This is a genomic window from Morococcus cerebrosus (assembly GCF_022749515.1).
GTDB lineage: Bacteria > Pseudomonadota > Gammaproteobacteria > Burkholderiales > Neisseriaceae > Neisseria > Neisseria cerebrosa.
Genome location: NZ_CP094242.1, coordinates 1,195,657 through 1,211,926, shown reverse-complemented (window position 1 = coordinate 1,211,926; position 16,270 = coordinate 1,195,657). Strand labels below are relative to the sequence as shown.

Below are 16,270 nucleotides of genomic sequence, written 5' to 3'. Positions count from 1 at the left end.
GCCTTGTCCTGATTTAAATTTAATCCACTATATAACCTGTCCTGCACTATTCTCGATAAGGCCTCAAAAAGCTATAAAAATCGTCTGAAAAAAATGCGCGGAGTTTTCCGCGCATTTTGCTTAAAACGTACTTTCGTTTTCAGACGGCCTTTTACAAGGCGGCGAGTACTGCGTCGCCCATTTCGGAGCAGGAAACGAGTTTTGTGCCTTCTTCGTAAATATCACCGGTGCGTAAGCCTTGTTGCAGCACTTTTTGGACGGCGCTTTCAACTTGTTGCGCGCGGGCTTCGTCGTTCAGGCTGTAACGCAGCAGCATGGCGAGCGAGAGGATGGTGGCAAGTGGGTTGGCTTTGTTTTGTCCGGCGATGTCGGGAGCAGAGCCGTGTGACGGTTCGTACAGGCCTTTGCCGTTTTCGTCCAGCGAGGCGGAGGGCAGCATACCGATGGATCCGGTCAGCATGGAGGCTTCGTCGGAGAGGATGTCGCCGAAGATGTTGCCGGTGGCGATGACGTCGAATTGTTTGGGCGCGCGCACGAGCTGCATGGCGGCGTTGTCCACATACATGTGGGAGAGTTCGACGTCAGGGTATTGTTTGCCGATTTCTTCAAAGATTTCGCGCCAGAGTTCGGTGGTTTCCAAGACGTTGGCTTTGCCGACGGAGCAGACTTTTTTGCTGCGTTTTTGGGCGGATTGGAAGGCGACGTGGGCGATTCGGCGGATTTCGCTTTCGCTGTATTTCATGGTGTTGTAGCCTTCGCGTTCGCCGTTTTCCAAAACGCGGATGCCGCGCGGTTCGCCGAAGTAGATGTCGCCGGTGAGTTCGCGCACGATGAGGATGTCGAGGCCTGCGACGATTTCGGGTTTGAGCGTGGAGGCGTTGGCAAGCTCGGGGTAGAGGATGGCGGGGCGCAGGTTGGCAAACAGGTTCAGGTCTTTGCGGATTGCCAATAGTCCGCGCTCAGGACGCAGCGGGCGGTCGAGATTGTCGTATTGCGGGCTGCCGACCGCGCCGAGCAGGACGGCATCGGCTTTGCGGCAGAGGTTTTGCGTGAATTCGGGATAGGGATGGCCGTATTCGTCGTAGGCTTCGCCGCCCAATGGGGCGTATTCGTAGCCGGCGTCCAAGCCTTGGGCGATGAGTTTGTCGAGTACGCGGACGGTTTCGGCGACGATTTCGGGGCCGATGCCGTCGCCTCGGAGGATGGCGATATGTTTGGTCATGGCAAAATCCTTATGAGGGTTTGGAAAAGGGGAGGTCGTCTGAAAACGGCGAAGCGTTTTCCATTTGTAAGGATGGTGTTTTCAGACGACCTTTTGTGTCTGTTTGCAGGTCGGTTTGTTTGAACGAGGCTGATTGTACCATTGCGGCATCGAGAAAGCTGCGTGGAAATCATGCAGGCGGATTCGTCGGGAACGCGATGGGCGATGTAGCCGAGTTTTACAGTATTTGCGAAGGCGAAGGAAATCAGTAGCGTTCTGCTTCGATACGGATTTTAAAGACGGCTTTGCGTATGGACTTTTCTTCGCCCACCAGTGGGGCGTGCGCGTCGTTGGGAAAGAAGAGGGCGAACTCGCCCGGTTGGAGCGTGAGCCAGGTTTCCGGTTCGCAGTCGAAAAATTCGATGTCGCGCTTTTCGTCGTAGCCCAAACCGTTTTTCAGACGACCCCTGTCTATCCAGCCGTAGGTTTCTTCCCCGCTGATGGGGACTTGGATGTCGATGTGTTTCAAATGCGCTTCGGGCTTGGCTTCGGCTTTGCTCCTCATCGGTTCGCTGCCGACAAAGAGGCGGATATTGGGATTTGCACACGGCACTTGGCCGTCGGGCAGGGCGGCCAAATCCAGGCTTTGCAGCAGGCGGAAGGCTTCGGCAAAGTCGGGGTGCAGCGCGGCGTAGCGGGCGGCGTTGGTGATGGTGTCGGTAATCATGTTTTGCAGAAAGAGATAAAAAGGCCGTCTGAAAATTAAACCTCAGGGTGTAGCGAAGCCAATACGTTCTTCAAGATGCCTTGCCGGAAGACAAATAAGACTTCGGTATAGGCGGCACCATCTCCGATGACGGTCGTTAAGAAAAGGGTGTCGTCTTTAGCGCGGTAGTAACAGTGGCTCAGTTGCGTATTATCGCCTGCCTTTTCAAAATATGGGTCGAACAGGTGGTCATATTGGGCTCGGGGGGCGATTTGTGTTTTACCGTTGCGGAAAAAGGCAATTTCACGATAGTGGCTGAATGGAATTGTACCGTCAGTGCCGAACATTTCTTTTCCGCGATAATGGGAGAGTCCGTATTGATCGTGTGTAAACAGATGTTTTTCTTTCTTATAGTTGAAACGTTCCGATTTAATGCGCACGCCCATGCCGTTTTTTTGACAGGTAAAACCGTCGGCAGTAGCCGTAACGGGGATGCTTTCATAACGCGACAACGGAATCAGTCGCGAAGTATGCACCCAGCCATCCAGGCTTTTTTTGCCGCGCAAATCGTAGGTCATCTGCCAACCGTGTTCTAAATGAAGCTTTCCCTCCATCTCGGGGGTATAAACATGAGTGCCGTTTGGAATTTTGGTCAGGATTCGGCTTTGGGTGTTCGGTTGTTCGCGTAAGTTACTGTATCCGTCAGGATCTTGAATTTCTGAGAATTCCGCATGTGTGGCGAGGCTGATAAAAAGTATAGGGAGCAGGATAATTTTTTTCATGGTGTTGTGTGTGTGAAATTGTTGGGTATGTTTTTCAAATATGATGGTAAAGAGTAACGATCTGATTGTGTGTTAATAAAAGAGGTCGTCTGAAAATTCGCTACACTCGTTTTCAGACGACCTCATCGTTTATCAACCGTTAAACAGCCAAGGCTGGCTTTGGCGGCGTTTTTCTTCGAAATCGCGGATTTCGTCGGCATGTTGCAGGGTCAAGCCGATTTCGTCCAAACCGTTTAAGAGGCAGTGTTTGCGGTGTTCGGTAATGTCGAATTTGAACGTCTCGCCGCTAGGTGTGGTCAGGGTTTGTTCGGCAAGGTCGATGGAGAGCTGATAGCCTTCGTTGGCTTCGACTTCTTTGAAAAGCTGGTCAACTTGTTCTTCAGTCAACACAATGGGCAGGAGACCGTTTTTGTAGCAGTTGTTGAAGAAGATGTCGGCGAAGCTGGGGGCGATGACGGCGCGGAAACCGTAGTCGTCCAATGCCCAAGGGGCGTGTTCGCGCGAGGAGCCGCAGCCGAAGTTTTTGCGCGTCAACAGGATTTGCGCGCCTTGGTAACGCGGCTGGTTCAGCGAGAAATCGGGGTTCAGCGGGCGTTTGCTGTTGTCCATGCCCGGTTCACCGTGGTCGAGGTAACGCCATTCGTCAAAGGCATTGGGACCGAAGCCGCTTCGTTTGATGGATTTTAAAAATTGTTTGGGGATGATGGCGTCGGTATCGACGTTGCTGCGGTCGAGCGGGGCGACGATGGCGGTGATTTTGGTAAAGGCTTTCATGTTCTGTACTTTTTCGTTTGTCGAGGATTATAAAATGCCCCGATTTCCGGGGCATTTACGTTTAAATTTTGTTTAGTCAGTAGGTTTTGACATTTTCAGCGGTATTGCTGACAGCAGTACCGGCGGCGCTGACGTCTTTAGCTACGCCTGAAATAGTGTTGCAGGCAGAGAGCAAGGTCATCGCGGTCAGAGCGATCAAGGCAAATTTCTTCATGTATGGATTCCTGCGTGAAATTGGATTTTGGATTAGTAATTTTTTACAGACTCAGCGGAACCGCTGACTGCGTTACCGGCGGCGCTGACATCTTTGCCCATGCCGGAAATGGTATTGCAGGCAGACAGCAAGGTCATAGCGGTCAAAGCAATGAGGGCGAATTTTTTCATTTGAAGCTCCTAATAGTTTGAAAAGTACAGTCTGTGTTACTGTATTACTAATAATATTCGGCATCTTCACAAAAGGCAATAGTTGGTATAAATGAAAAAATGCGGAGTTACATGAATATAAACGGTGGTTTGAGTAAAGGTTTTTATAACTCTTATTGTTTGCGTAGTAGGCTGCCTGAAAATATATTTTAGGCAGCCTTGTGTAAAGATAGCAGTTTATTCAGTAGCTTCTTCAATTTTTTCGCCGACATGGGTCATGCCGCGGCCAACAGCGTTACCGCCTTTTTTCACGGCAGCTTTGGTTTTGTCCCAGCCGCGCTCGGCAGCGTTTTCTGTTTTATCCCAGTTGCGGCTGGCGTCATCTTTCGCTCCGGACCAAGTGCTGGAGCAGGCAGCCAGGGTAAGGGCAGCAAGGGTGGTTATCAACAGTTTGTTCATCATTGGATTCCTTGATTTAAGAGTTGGAGAATCTCCTTTGCGCGGAGATAGTGGTTACAGCCGGCCTTTGGTGGTTATGCAAGGTCGTCTGAAAGATTATGCCATGGTACGGATGTCGGTAAAGCGTCCGTTGACCGCCGCGGCAGCAGCCATAGCGGGGCTGACCAAGTGCGTGCGCCCGCCGTTGCCTTGGCGGCCTTCGAAGTTGCGGTTGGAAGTGGAGGCGCAGCGTTGACCCGGAGTGAGGCGGTCGGCGTTCATGGCGAGGCACATTGAGCAGCCTGGTTCGCGCCATTCGAAACCGGCGTCGATGAAGATTTTGTCCAAACCTTCCTGTTCCGCCTGCCGTTTAACCAAGCCGGAGCCGGGAACGATTAACACGCGCTGTACGTTGTCGGCTTTTTTACGGCCTTTGGCGACGGCGGCGGCTTCGCGCAAGTCTTCGATGCGGCTGTTGGTGCAGGAGCCGATGAATACGATGTCGACGGGGATTTCGTTCAGCGGTGTGCCGGCTTCCAAGCCCATGTATTCGAGGGCGCGTTCCATGCCGCTGCGTTTGACGGGATCGGTTTCTTCGGCAGGATTCGGTACTTTGCCGCTGATGTCCAAAACCATTTCAGGCGATGTGCCCCATGTTACTTGTGGTTCGATGTCTTCGGCTTTGAAACGGTATTCTTTGTCGAATACTGCGCCTTCGTCGGAAACCAGCGTGCGCCAGTATTCGACGGCTTTGTCCCATGCTTCGCCTTTAGGAGCGAAGGGTTTGTCTTTAACATAGTCGATGGTGGTTTGATCGACGGCAACCATGCCGGAGCGCGCCCCTGCTTCAATCGCCATGTTGCACAGGGTCATGCGGCCTTCCATCGAAAGGCTGCGGATGGCTTCGCCGCCGAACTCGATGGCGTAGCCCGTGCCGCCTGCCGTGCCGATTTGTCCGATGATGTAGAGGGCGACGTCTTTGGCGGTAACGCCCGGTTTCAGACGACCTTCAACAGCAATCAGCATGGATTTGGATTTTTTCGCGGTAATGCACTGGGTCGCCATGGTGTGTTCGACTTCGGAAGTGCCGATACCGTGCGCCAGCGCGCCGAACGCGCCGTGGGTAGAGGTGTGTGAGTCGCCGCAGACGACGGTCATGCCGGGCAGGGTCGCGCCTTGCTCCGGACCCATAACATGAACGATGCCTTGACCTTCGTCCATGAACGGGAAGTAGGCGAGTGCGCCGAACTCTTTGATATTTTTGTCCAAAGTATCGACTTGCAGCTTGGAAATCGGGTCTTGGATACCTTTGTCCCAATCGCCGGTCGGAGTGTTGTGGTCGGCGGTGGAGACGACGCTATCGATACGCCAAAGCTTGCGTCCCGCCATTTTCAGACCTTCAAATGCCTGTGGGCTGGTGACTTCGTGCACTAAATGGCGGTCGATGTAGAGCAGGACAGTGCCGTCTTCTTCTTCGCGGACGACGTGGCTGTTCCAGAGTTTGTCGTAGAGGGTTTGTGCGCTCATGATGGTTTATCTTTGCTTATTAATAATAGGAGTAGATGGTTTGTTTTGATGGGCGGATTTTAGGCTTTTTGTAGGGGTAGCGCAATAGAAATTTGTCTAATTTCTACACTTTCATATAAAAACCTAAAAATAACTTTCAAAAATTAGACAAATTGTAGAATTGTTGACAAAAAGAGGTATTTTATTTGAAACAATGCTTGTCGTACCGCCTAAAAAAGCACTATCATTTCCATCCGTATCCCACATCCGACAACAGAGGTATAGAGAATGAAATTACCGGTTATGGCTGCCGAACATCTGTCGCAACTTCAGGCGTTTGAAGCGAAAATCTTGTGCAACCACGCCAAAATCGAAGCATGGTTCCGTTCGCAATGGAACGCGCACCGCCCGCCGTTTTACGGTTCGGTCGACATCCGCAATGCCGGTTACAAAATTTCGTCTATTGATATGAACCTGTTTCCCGGCGGTTTCAACAATCTGAATCCGAATTTCATCCCGCTGGCGGCAGTCGCGGCGCAAGATGCGGTACAACGCGCTTGCGAAACGGCAAAATCCGTATTGATTATTCCCGAAAACCATACCCGCAACACGTTCTACCTGCAAAACGTTTACGCACTCAGCGAGATTTTGCGCTCGGCAGGGTATGAAGTCCGTTTGGGCAGCCTGAATCCGGAAGTTACCGAGCCGACCGAGTTTGAAACCGCGTTGGGCGATAAAATCCTGCTGGAACCTTTATTGCGTACCCGCGAGCGCGTCCATCTTGCCGACGGCTTCTCGCCTTGCGTCGTCTTGTTGAACAACGACTTGTCCGCGGGCGTTCCCGACATTCTCAAAGGCATCAGCCAAACCGTATTGCCTCCGCTGCACGGCGGTTGGACGACGCGCCGTAAAACAGAACATTTCAGCGCATACAACCAAGTCGCCGCCGAATTTGCCAAGCTGATTGACATCGACGAATGGCAGATTAACCCGTATTTCGAAAAAATCGGCGGTTTGGACTTCCAAGAGCGCGAAGGTGAAGACGCGTTGGCGGAAGCGGTAGAACGCATGCTGGCAAAAATTCAAGCCAAATACGACGAATTGGGCATTACCGACCAGCCTTTCGTGATTGTCAAAGCCGACGCAGGTACTTACGGCATGGGCGTGATGAGTGTTAAATCCGCCGATGAAGTGCGCGGGTTGAACCGCAAAAACCGCAACAAAATGGCGAAGGTGAAAGAAGGCTTGGAAGTCAGCGAAGTGATTGTCCAAGAAGGCATTTATACCTATGAAACCATGAACGGCGCCGTGTGCGAACCCGTCGTTTATATGATGGACCGTTTCGTTATCGGCGGCTTCTTCCGCGTACACGAAGGACGCGGAGCGGACGAAAACCTCAACGCCGGAGGCATGGTGTTCGTCCCGCTGTCCAACAGTATCCCCACCGGCAGCGGCGACAACTCCCAAGAAGCCCCCGAAGCCTGCAAACGCGTATTTGAACAATGGGACTCGCTCGGTATGCCGCGTTCCGAAAAAGACTGCGACGTGGACAACGAACACAACCGCCTCTACGTTTACGGCGTAATGGCTCGTTTGTCGCTGCTTGCCGCCGCGCTTGAGTTGGAACAAACTGCTCCATAAAGCGCGTTTGGTCTGATTATTTGAAATAGTAAAAGGTCGTCTGAAAACTTGAGATTCAGGTTTTCAGACGACCTTTTTCATGACGTTTGTAGGAAATTCAATTATTATCCCCACCTGATTTCAAAACTAATAATAAAAAGGGAAACAGTTTTGCTGAAATATTATGGATTGCCGTTTTGGGCAGTCGGCGTCATTGCCTCGTTCGCTTTGCCGTCCGTACCGCATTGGGGTGTGTGGCTGGCGGCGGCATTGGTTTTGCTGGCGGCTTCGCGGCGGTTTGCAGCAGCGGGCATGATGCTGTGCGTCCTGCTCGGCGCGGCTTACGGCGTGTTTCGGACGGAAGCGGCTTTGTCGGCGCAATGGCCGCTGAACGGGTCTTCGGAGTCGGTGTTGACGGTTGAAGTCGCGGATATGCCGCGCGGCGACGGGCGGCGGGTGCAGTTTGCGGCGAAGGCGTGGACAGAGGATGGGCGGCAGTTTGATTTATTGCTGTCGGATTATCAGAAACGCGATTGGGCGGTGGGCAGCCGCTGGAAAGTGTCGGCACGGCTCAAGCCGGTTATCGGCGAAGTGAACCTGCGCGGGCCGAACCGCGAGGCTTGGGCGTTGGCAAACGGTTTGGATGGTGCGGGTACGCTGGGCAAAGGCAGGAGCTTGGTTCGCGAGGGCGGCGGTGTCGGCTTGGCGGTGTGGCGCGATGCAGTCAGCCGCCGTTGGCAGGCTGTCGGGGCGGGAAGTCTGGATTTTTCGGACGGTATCGGTCTGATGCGGGCTTTGAGCATAGGCGAACAATCGGCGTTGAGGCCCGAACTGTGGCAGGCGTTCCGACCTTTGGGTTTGACGCACTTGGTCAGTATTTCGGGGCTGCACGTTACGATGGTGGCGGTGTTGGCGGGTTGGCTGGTCAAACTGATTTTCAGACGACTGCCTTGGATACCGGCAAAACCGCGCGTGTGGATTTTGGCGGGCGGCGCGGCAGGGGCTTTGTTTTATGCACTGCTGGCGGGCTTTTCCGTGCCGACGCAGCGAAGCGTCTTGATGTTGGCGGCGTTTGCCTGGGCTTGGTGGCGCGGCAGTCTGTCTTCGGGTTGGACGGCGTGGTGGCAGGCTTTGGCGGTGGTGTTGCTGCTCGATCCATTGGCGGTTTTGGGCGTGGGTACTTGGCTGTCGTTCGGCTTGGTTGCCGCCTTGATTTGGGCTTCGGCAGGTCGTCTGAAAGAACGCGGCTGGCGTTTGGCTGTACGCGGACAATGGGCGGCGACGGTGTTGTCGGTGGTATTGTTGGGCTATATTTTTGCGTCGTTGCCCATCATCAGCCCTTTGGTCAATGCGGCGATGATTCCTTGGTTTTCTTGGGTGCTGACGCCTTTGGCGCTGCTGGGGTCGGTGTTGCCGTTCGCACCTTTGCAATGGGCGGCGGCAGGTTTGGCTGAATACACTTTGCGCGGCTTGGTTTGGCTGGCGGAGGTGTCGCCTGAATTTGCCGTAGCCGCCGCGCCTATGCCGCTGTTGGTTTTGGCTTTTACGGCGGCTTTGCTGTGGCTGTTGCCGCGCGGACTGGGATTGCGACCGTGGGCGTGTTTGGTGTTGGCTGGATTTGTGTTTTACCGCCCCGACCGTTTGGATGACGGATTAGCGCGGATTACCGTAATGGATGCGGGACAGGGTTTGTCGGTGTTGGTACAAACGCGCGACCGCAACCTGCTGTTTGACACGGGTACGGCGCAGGCGGCGCAAACGGGTATCGTGCCAAGTCTGAACGCCATGGGCGTGCGCCGTTTGGACAAGCTGATTCTGTCGCATCACGACAGCGACCACGACGGCGGTTTGGACGCCGTTTCCGATATTGAAATCGGCGAAACGCTGGCGGGACAACCTGAGTTTTATCCGAACGCAAAATTTTGCGCCGAAGCGCAATGGCAATGGGACGGCGTGGATTTCGAGTTATTGAGGTCGTCTGAAAACCCGGTCGGTGAAGACAATGACCGAAGCTGCGTCTTGCGCATCGTTTCCGACGGGCAGGCATTGCTGGTTACGGGCGATTTGGGCGTCAAAGGCGAAGCGGGGCTGGTAGAACGCTACGGCAGCTCTCTGTACAGCCAGGTTTTGATATTGGGACACCACGGCAGCAATACGGCTTCATCCGGCGGTTTCCTCAACACGGTCGCACCCAAATACGCCGTCGCTTCCAGCGGCTACGCCAATGCCTATAAACACCCCACGCCCGCCGTCCAAACCCGCGTCCGCGCACACGGCGCGACTTTGTTGCGGACGGATTTGTCGGGCGCGCTGGTGTTTGAATTGGACGGCGATGAAATCTTTAAAGGTCGTCTGAAAAAGGATAAGTTTTATTGGCAGAAAAAGCCGTTTGAGTAAATGAAACGGGTTTTCAGACGACTTTCTTCAGCTTTATCGGCAAGGCAGGGGATAACGTTTCTGTTGGTTTTTTTATAGTCGAAATATTGGTGGTCATCAGCCCAGATATGGGTTTGTTCGGAGGGATTTGGGGGAGGGAAGGCTGTATCCGACAGGTGGGGGGGAGCTGTATTTATTTTCTGTTGGCCAGTTTACAGTTGTTCAAAGAAATTGAATGAAACGGCGTAGTAAAAAGTATGAATCTAAAAATAGTGTGTTGATAAAGGGGTTTTATAATAAAGCAAAGGTCGTCTGAAATCTTCAAATAGTTTTCAGACGACCTTTTATTCTGTCAAAAATATTTTTAAGCCTGCAAAGAAGCGCGATTTTCCAAAACTTGGTCAATCAAACCGTATTCTTTGGCTTCTTCGGCAGACATGAAGTTGTCGCGGTCGGTGTCGCGCTCCAAATCTGCCAAGTCGCGGCCGCAGTGTTTCGCCATCAGGCGGTTAAGTTTCTCTTTGATTTTCAACAGCTCGCGGGCATGGATTTCAATGTCGGATGCCTGACCGCCCAAGCCGCCGCTGATTAAAGGCTGGTGGATCATGATACGGCTGTTGGGTAGAGCGAAACGTTTGCCTTTCTCTCCTGCCGAGAGCAGGAATGCGCCCATGCTTGCCGCTTGTCCCAAGCACAAAGTGGAGACATTGGGCTTGATGAAATTCATGGTGTCGTAAATCGACATACCTGCCGTTACCGAGCCGCCGGGGGAATTGATGTAGAAGAAAATATCTTTGTCCGGATTTTCACTTTCCAAAAACAACAGCTGGGCAACCACCAGATTGGCAGACTCGTCGGTTACCGGGCCAATCAAAAATACGATGCGCTCTTTCAAAAGGCGCGAGTAAATATCAAATGCACGCTCGCCGCGGCCGCTTTGTTCGATAACGGTAGGAACGAGGTAATTATTGAAATCGAAGGACATTTTTGTCTCCTGTCAATGTTGCGAAAGCACCAAAGGGGTGCTTTGGTGCTTTCAAGTTGTCTGTTTCAGACGACCTTTTGAAGATGATTAGGCTTGTGCGCCCATCACTTCGTCAAAAGACAAAGCTTTTTCGGTTACTTTGGCTTTGCCCAAAACGAAATCAACGACGTTGCTTTCTACTGCCAAAGAAGTCGGACCTTGCAGGCGGGAAGGCTCTGCGTAGTACCAGTCGATCACTTCTTGAGGATCTTCGTAGCTTTCTGCGAAGTTGGCAACAACGGCTTTAATTTGCTCTTCAGTCGGTTCCAGTTTGTTTTCTTCAACCAGTTTAGCCAAAATCAGACCCAAAGATACGCGGCGTTCGGCTTGCTCTTTGAACATGTCCAAAGGCAGATCCAAGTTGGCAGCGTCAGCCATGCCTTGGTTGACGAAGTTTTGTTTCATTTCGTTTGCCAAACGGGCGGCTTCTTCATTTACCAAAGCAACAGGCGCTTTCAGCTCTACGGCTTTGAGCAGCGCGTTCATTACAGATTCTTTGGTTTGTTCGTTTACGCGGCGTTCAACTTCGCGGCCTACGTTTTTCTTCACTTCTTCGCGCATTTTGGCAACGTCGCCGTCGGCGATACCCAATGCTTTGGCGAAGTCGGCGTCAACTTCAGGCAGGGTGGGTTCGGATACGTTGTTCAATGTGATAGTGAAGACGGCAGATTTACCGGCAACGTCTTTACCGTGGTAGTCTTCAGGGAAGTTGACGGTAACGTCTTTGCTTTCGCCTGCCTTCATGCCGACTACGCCGGCTTCAAATTCAGGCAACATTTGACCTGCGCCCAATACGAAGGCGTAGTTTTTGGATGCGCCGCCGGCGAAAGGTTCGCCGTCGATTTTGCCTTCGAAGTCGATGATGACGCGGTCGCCGTTTTGGGCTTCGCGTTCAACATGGTTGAAGCGGGTGCGTTGTTTGCGCAGGATTTCTACGGTTTGGTCCACTTCGGCATCGCCGACGGAAGCGGTTACTTTTTCGACTTCTTGTGCAGACAAATCGCTGATAACGACTTCAGGGAACACTTCGAAAATCGCAGCGATTTTCAGGGATTCTTTATCGTCTTGTTCTTCAACGCCTTCGAAACGCGGATAGCCGGCAACTTTCAATTCTTGGGCAACGGCAACATCGTAGAAGCGGCGTTGGACCATTTCATTGATGACATCATTTTGAGCGCTTGCACCGTACATTTGTGCAATCATTTTTAAAGGTGCTTTACCCGGACGGAAACCGTCGATTCTTGCACGGCGTTGGGTTTGTTTCAGTTTTTTATCGGTTTCTGCGTTGATTTCGGACCAAGGCAGAGACAACACTACTTTGCGTTCCAGATTTTCTAAAGTTTCAACAGTTACGCTCATCGTAAGACCTTAATTTGTTGTGTTAAATAAAAAATGGGAATCCTTTTGCCAATGATGACTGCAAAAGCGGCTCCGACCCATCGGGGCTTTTATCGTCCGTTGCTTGCAAAAGGCAGGAAAATTAGCTGGCTAGTATATCACAATGTTTGATTGACTGGATAATATAGTGAAATCATTGCAAAACGGTTGCCACATCTGTCCGCTCCGGCTTGGAAAAAGTAGTTGGATGGGAGATAGATGGCGGCATTCCGATAAACTTATGCGGAGCTACAAAGGTCGTCTGAAAGTCGGAAGAGAGTATTCAGACGACCTTTTGAAGTTTGAGGATGTTAATTGGGCAAGTATGGCATAGGATTGACGGCTTTGCCGTTCAGACGGACTTCGAAATGTAGCTTTACGCTGTCGGTGTCTGTGCTGCCCATCGTTGCAATCTGCTGGCCGGCTGCGACCTGTTGGTCTTTTTGTACCAGTAAGGCATCATTATGTGCATAAGCTGTAATCGCATAATCATTGTGGCTAATTAAAATCAGTTTGCCGTAACCCCGTACTTCTTCTCCGACATACAATACTTTCCCCGCAGCTGCGGATTTTACAGGTTCTCCGGGTGTGCCTGCTATATCGATGCCTTTATTGGTTGTTCCGTTGTATTGCTTGATAACGGAGTTGCGTCCGTTTTCAACAGGCCATTGTAAGTTCAGGCGGTTGATCGGTGCGACGGCCTGAGTTGCTTGCTTTGATTGGGAAATAGGGCGCGTATTGCGTCGGACGCGTAAGACTTGACCTACTTCGATTTTAGAGGTGTCTTGCAGGTTGTTCCAAGATGCCAATGTATGGATGCTTTGGCCGTGGCGTTTGGCAATTTGGGATAGTGTGTCGCCGGACTTGACTCTGTAATATCCGTCCGGGGCTCTGCCTGTCGGTGAACCGCTTCCGGCGCAGGCAGCCAAAAAAAGTGTCAGGCAGAAAGGGCTTAGTCGTTTGAAGGTCGTCTGAAAAATAGGAATGGTGTTCATCATATGTTTATTTAATAAAAATTAGCGAATGAATTGTCTTCAGACGCTTTATTTGGGTGAAGGTTCATCGGCTTTTGAGATGTTTTATGAATGCTAAATGGCCGCAGAATTTTATCTTTTTGATTAGAAGCATATTTTACTCAGCGTAAAATATAGTGGATTAACTTTAAACCAGTACGGCGTTGCCTCGCCTTGCCGTACTATCTGTACTGTCTGCGACTTCGTCGCCTTGTCCTGATTTAAATTTAATCCACTATAAAGTCAAATTATATCTGCCGTTAGATGGCTAAAACAAATCCCCCGTCCGCTTTAGGGATGGGGGATTTTTAGATTTTATAAAAAATCTTATTTATTCAACTCATTAGCCAAATACAGCCAAGTTTCGATGACGGTATCCGGATTCAGGGAAACGCTTTCGATGCCTTCTTGAACCAGCCATTTGGCGAAGTCCGGATGGTCTGACGGGCCTTGACCGCAGATACCGACGTATTTGTTTTGTTTGCGGCAGGCAGAGATTGCCAAATGCAGCATCACTTTGACGGCAGGGTTGCGTTCGTCAAACGATTCGGACACCAAGCCGCTGTCGCGGTCGAGGCCGAGGGTCAGCTGGGTCATGTCGTTGGAACCGATAGAGAAGCCGTCGAAGTATTGCAGGAATTGTTCTGCCAATACCGCGTTGCTCGGCAGTTCGCACATCATGATCAGGCGCAGGCCGTTTTTACCGCGTTCCAAACCGTTTTCTTTCAAGGCTTTGACGACGGCTTCGGCTTCGCCCAAAGTGCGGACGAACGGAATCATGATTTCGACGTTGGTCAGCCCCATTTCGTCACGGACGCGTTTGAGGGCTTTGCATTCGAGCGCGAAGCAATCTTTGAAGCTTTCGGCAACATAACGCGCCGCACCACGGAAGCCCAGCATCGGGTTTTCTTCGTGCGGTTCGTAAATGCTGCCGCCGACCAAGTTGGCGTATTCGTTGGATTTGAAGTCGGACATACGGACGATGGTTTTACGCGGATAAACCGATGCGGCCAATGTTGCCACGCCTTCGGCGATTTTATCGACGTAGAAGTCGACAGGGGAGGCGTAGCCGGCGATGCGGCGGGTAATTTCCGCTTTCAATTCATCGTCTTGTTTGTCAAATTCCAACAAGGCTTTCGGGTGGATGCCGATTTGGCGGTTGATGATGAATTCCATGCGTGCCAAGCCGATGCCTTCGCTCGGCAGGTTAGCGAAGCTGAATGCCAGTTCGGGGTTGCCGACGTTCATCATGACTTTAACCGGCGCTTTGGGCATATTGTCCAAGGCAACATCGGTAATTTGTACGTCCAGCAGGCCGGAATAGATAAAGCCGGTATCGCCTTCGGCGCAGGATACGGTTACTTCTTGACCGTTGCTCAACAATTCGGTCGCATCGCCGCAGCCGACTACGGCAGGAATACCCAGTTCGCGCGCGATGATGGCAGCGTGGCAGGTACGGCCGCCGCGGTTGGTGACGATGGCGGAAGCGCGTTTCATTACCGGCTCCCAATCCGGGTCGGTCATGTCGGTAACGAGTACGTCGCCTGCTTCAACGGAATCCATTTCGGAGGCGTCTTTCACCAAGCGGACTTTGCCTTGACCGACTTTTTGACCGATGGCGCGACCTTCGCACAATACGGTTTTGTCGCCGTTGATGTCGAAGCGGCGCAGGTTGCGGCTGCCTTCTTCTTGGGATTTCACGGTTTCAGGACGGGCTTGCAGGATGTAGAGTTTGCCGTCCAAGCCGTCACGGCCCCATTCGATATCCATCGGGCGGCCGTAGTGTTTTTCGATTGTCAGCGCGTAGTGTGCCAACTCGGTGATTTCTTCGTCGGTAATGGAGAAACGGTTGCGGTCTTCTTCAGGAACATCGACGTTCATCACGGATTTACCGGCTTCTGCTTTGTCGGTAAAGATCATTTTGATTTGTTTCGAACCCATGGTTTTGCGCAGGATGGCAGGTTTGCCTGCTTTCAGCGTGGGTTTGAATACATAGAATTCGTCGGGGTTGACCGCGCCTTGTACGACGTTTTCACCCAGACCATAAGATGAAGTCACGAAAACGACTTGGTCGAAGCCGGATTCGGTGTCGAGGGTGAACATGACGCCGGACGCGCCGCTGTCGGAACGCACCATGCGTTGTACGCCTGCGGAGAGGGCGACGATGTCGTGTTCGAAGCCTTTATGGACGCGGTAGGAGATGGCACGGTCGTTGTACAAAGAGGCGAATACATGGCGCATGGCTTCTTTGACGTTTTCCAAGCCGTTGATATTCAGGAAGGTTTCCTGCTGACCTGCAAACGATGCGTCGGGCAGGTCTTCGGCGGTCGCAGAAGAACGGACGGCAACGGAAATATCCGCGCCGCCTGCGTCTGCAACCATTTTGTTCCATGCCGTTTCGATTTCGGCATCCAGTTGTTCGGGGAAGGGCGTATCCAAAATCCATTGGCGGATTTCTTTACCGACGCGCGCCAGTTCGGCGACATCTTCCACATCCAGTTGTGCCAGTGCGGCGGAAATACGCTCGCTCAGTCCGTTGTGCGCCAAAAATGCGCGGTAGGCTTCGGCAGTAGTGGCAAAGCCGCCGGGGACGCGGACGCCTTTTTCAGTCAGCTGACTGATCATTTCACCTAGGGAGGCGTTTTTGCCGCCCACGCTTTCAACATCAGTCATACGCAGGTTTTCAAACCAAATTACGTAGTTGTCAGCCATTTGTGTGTCCAATCCAAGATATGTTAAAAAAGAAACGAATACGCTTTGTTATTTTAAGCGATTCAAACGACCGCTGTCATGCTTTTTCTGTCTCGATTTATTTGCGGGTCGTCTGAAAAATTGCGGGCTTCAGGCGTGTAGTCAAATGAAATCTGATGGGGAAACCATTATTCCCATTGTCTATTTCTTTGTAAAACATAAGGTTTGAAATAGATTAATGACTGATTGGTAGAGTTTGGAAAGGTTTTGGATGGGTATAAAATTTTAAGATAATTTAATTATTGGAATAAAAATGCGTTTATAAAGTAGTTTGATTTTGGCGTAGTTGGGTGTAATTTAAGCGTATTCCCTTTATTTAGAAGGTTTCAGCTGCTATGA

At 51.7% G+C, this 16,270-nt stretch carries 14 protein-coding genes and 1 pseudogene; 2 read left to right on the top strand and 13 right to left on the bottom strand.

From position 1 onward, the window contains the following. Positions 1-151 precede the first annotated feature (151 nt). From leuB to leuC, 8 genes are all read right to left on the bottom strand, one after another. Positions 152-1,222: a 3-isopropylmalate dehydrogenase gene (gene leuB / locus MON37_RS05540; RefSeq protein ID WP_003777832.1), complete on the bottom strand. Its 1,071-nt coding sequence runs from the start codon at positions 1,220-1,222 to the stop codon at positions 152-154. A 244-nt stretch (positions 1,223-1,466) separates the two neighbouring features. Then, positions 1,467-1,928, bottom strand: coding sequence for a NanQ anomerase/TabA/YiaL family protein (locus MON37_RS05535; RefSeq protein ID WP_003777836.1), 462 nt, complete (start codon positions 1,926-1,928; stop codon positions 1,467-1,469). 35 nt (positions 1,929-1,963) lie between these two features. Next, positions 1,964-2,689 (bottom strand): SH3 domain-containing protein, encoded by a 726-nt coding sequence (locus MON37_RS05530; protein WP_039405808.1) that lies wholly within the window; start codon positions 2,687-2,689, stop codon positions 1,964-1,966. Between the two features lie 132 nt (positions 2,690-2,821). Beyond that, the gene (gene leuD / locus MON37_RS05525) at positions 2,822-3,463 is read right to left on the bottom strand and encodes a 3-isopropylmalate dehydratase small subunit (RefSeq protein ID WP_003742170.1); all 642 of its coding nucleotides are present in this window, start codon (positions 3,461-3,463) and stop codon (positions 2,822-2,824) included. A 76-nt stretch (positions 3,464-3,539) separates the two neighbouring features. Next, positions 3,540-3,677: a lipoprotein gene (locus MON37_RS05520; RefSeq protein WP_009311431.1), complete on the bottom strand. Its 138-nt coding sequence runs from the start codon at positions 3,675-3,677 to the stop codon at positions 3,540-3,542. 32 nt (positions 3,678-3,709) lie between these two features. Then, the gene (locus MON37_RS05515) at positions 3,710-3,847 is read right to left on the bottom strand and encodes an entericidin A/B family lipoprotein (protein WP_003742168.1); all 138 of its coding nucleotides are present in this window, start codon (positions 3,845-3,847) and stop codon (positions 3,710-3,712) included. A 216-nt stretch (positions 3,848-4,063) separates the two neighbouring features. After that, complete coding sequence (locus MON37_RS05510) at positions 4,064-4,285, bottom strand: lipoprotein (protein ID WP_029609583.1); 222 nt, start codon at positions 4,283-4,285, stop codon at positions 4,064-4,066. Between the two features lie 96 nt (positions 4,286-4,381). Then, a complete protein-coding gene (gene leuC, locus MON37_RS05505) occupies positions 4,382-5,791 on the bottom strand; it encodes a 3-isopropylmalate dehydratase large subunit (protein WP_039405814.1) in 1,410 nt (469 codons plus the stop codon). A 267-nt stretch (positions 5,792-6,058) separates the two neighbouring features. Here leuC and gshA point away from each other — a divergent pair, with 267 nt between their 5' ends. Together gshA and MON37_RS05495 are read left to right on the top strand one after the other, a co-directional pair. Beyond that, positions 6,059-7,411, top strand: coding sequence for a glutamate--cysteine ligase (gene gshA / locus MON37_RS05500; protein ID WP_039405818.1), 1,353 nt, complete (start codon positions 6,059-6,061; stop codon positions 7,409-7,411). A gap of 150 nt (positions 7,412-7,561) precedes the next feature. Further along, a complete protein-coding gene (locus MON37_RS05495; protein WP_039405820.1) occupies positions 7,562-9,787 on the top strand; it encodes a DNA internalization-related competence protein ComEC/Rec2 in 2,226 nt (741 codons plus the stop codon). Positions 9,788-10,130: 343 nt separating this feature from the next. Here MON37_RS05495 and clpP read toward each other — a convergent pair whose 3' ends face one another. From clpP to ppsA, 5 genes and pseudogenes are all read right to left on the bottom strand, one after another. Next, positions 10,131-10,751: an ATP-dependent Clp endopeptidase proteolytic subunit ClpP gene (clpP, locus tag MON37_RS05490; protein WP_003742152.1), complete on the bottom strand. Its 621-nt coding sequence runs from the start codon at positions 10,749-10,751 to the stop codon at positions 10,131-10,133. Positions 10,752-10,838: 87 nt separating this feature from the next. Then, the gene (tig, locus tag MON37_RS05485) at positions 10,839-12,149 is read right to left on the bottom strand and encodes a trigger factor (RefSeq protein ID WP_039405825.1); all 1,311 of its coding nucleotides are present in this window, start codon (positions 12,147-12,149) and stop codon (positions 10,839-10,841) included. Between the two features lie 329 nt (positions 12,150-12,478). Beyond that, complete coding sequence (locus tag MON37_RS05480) at positions 12,479-13,162, bottom strand: peptidoglycan DD-metalloendopeptidase family protein (protein WP_039405852.1); 684 nt, start codon at positions 13,160-13,162, stop codon at positions 12,479-12,481. Between the two features lie 150 nt (positions 13,163-13,312). Continuing rightward, positions 13,313-13,420 (bottom strand): annotated as a pseudogene (locus tag MON37_RS12445) (IS5/IS1182 family transposase); the annotation flags it as partial. Between the two features lie 87 nt (positions 13,421-13,507). After that, positions 13,508-15,892, bottom strand: coding sequence for a phosphoenolpyruvate synthase (ppsA, locus tag MON37_RS05475; protein ID WP_039405828.1), 2,385 nt, complete (start codon positions 15,890-15,892; stop codon positions 13,508-13,510). Positions 15,893-16,270 lie beyond the last annotated feature (378 nt).

What these genes read in the sequence shown, in the direction of transcription:
- leuB (WP_003777832.1), bottom strand. Translation starts at nt 1,222, where the DNA reads ATGACCAAACATATCGCCATCCTCCGAGGCGACGGCATCGGCCCCGAA.
- MON37_RS05535 (WP_003777836.1), bottom strand. Translation starts at nt 1,928, where the DNA reads ATGATTACCGACACCATCACCAACGCCGCCCGCTACGCCGCGCTGCAC.
- MON37_RS05530 (WP_039405808.1), bottom strand. Translation starts at nt 2,689, where the DNA reads ATGAAAAAAATTATCCTGCTCCCTATACTTTTTATCAGCCTCGCCACA.
- leuD (WP_003742170.1), bottom strand. Translation starts at nt 3,463, where the DNA reads ATGAAAGCCTTTACCAAAATCACCGCCATCGTCGCCCCGCTCGACCGC.
- MON37_RS05520 (WP_009311431.1), bottom strand. Translation starts at nt 3,677, where the DNA reads ATGAAGAAATTTGCCTTGATCGCTCTGACCGCGATGACCTTGCTCTCT.
- MON37_RS05515 (WP_003742168.1), bottom strand. Translation starts at nt 3,847, where the DNA reads ATGAAAAAATTCGCCCTCATTGCTTTGACCGCTATGACCTTGCTGTCT.
- MON37_RS05510 (WP_029609583.1), bottom strand. Translation starts at nt 4,285, where the DNA reads ATGAACAAACTGTTGATAACCACCCTTGCTGCCCTTACCCTGGCTGCC.
- leuC (WP_039405814.1), bottom strand. Translation starts at nt 5,791, where the DNA reads ATGAGCGCACAAACCCTCTACGACAAACTCTGGAACAGCCACGTCGTC.
- gshA (WP_039405818.1), top strand. Translation starts at nt 6,059, where the DNA reads ATGAAATTACCGGTTATGGCTGCCGAACATCTGTCGCAACTTCAGGCG.
- clpP (WP_003742152.1), bottom strand. Translation starts at nt 10,751, where the DNA reads ATGTCCTTCGATTTCAATAATTACCTCGTTCCTACCGTTATCGAACAA.
- tig (WP_039405825.1), bottom strand. Translation starts at nt 12,149, where the DNA reads ATGAGCGTAACTGTTGAAACTTTAGAAAATCTGGAACGCAAAGTAGTG.
- MON37_RS05480 (WP_039405852.1), bottom strand. Translation starts at nt 13,162, where the DNA reads ATGAACACCATTCCTATTTTTCAGACGACCTTCAAACGACTAAGCCCT.
- ppsA (WP_039405828.1), bottom strand. Translation starts at nt 15,892, where the DNA reads ATGGCTGACAACTACGTAATTTGGTTTGAAAACCTGCGTATGACTGAT.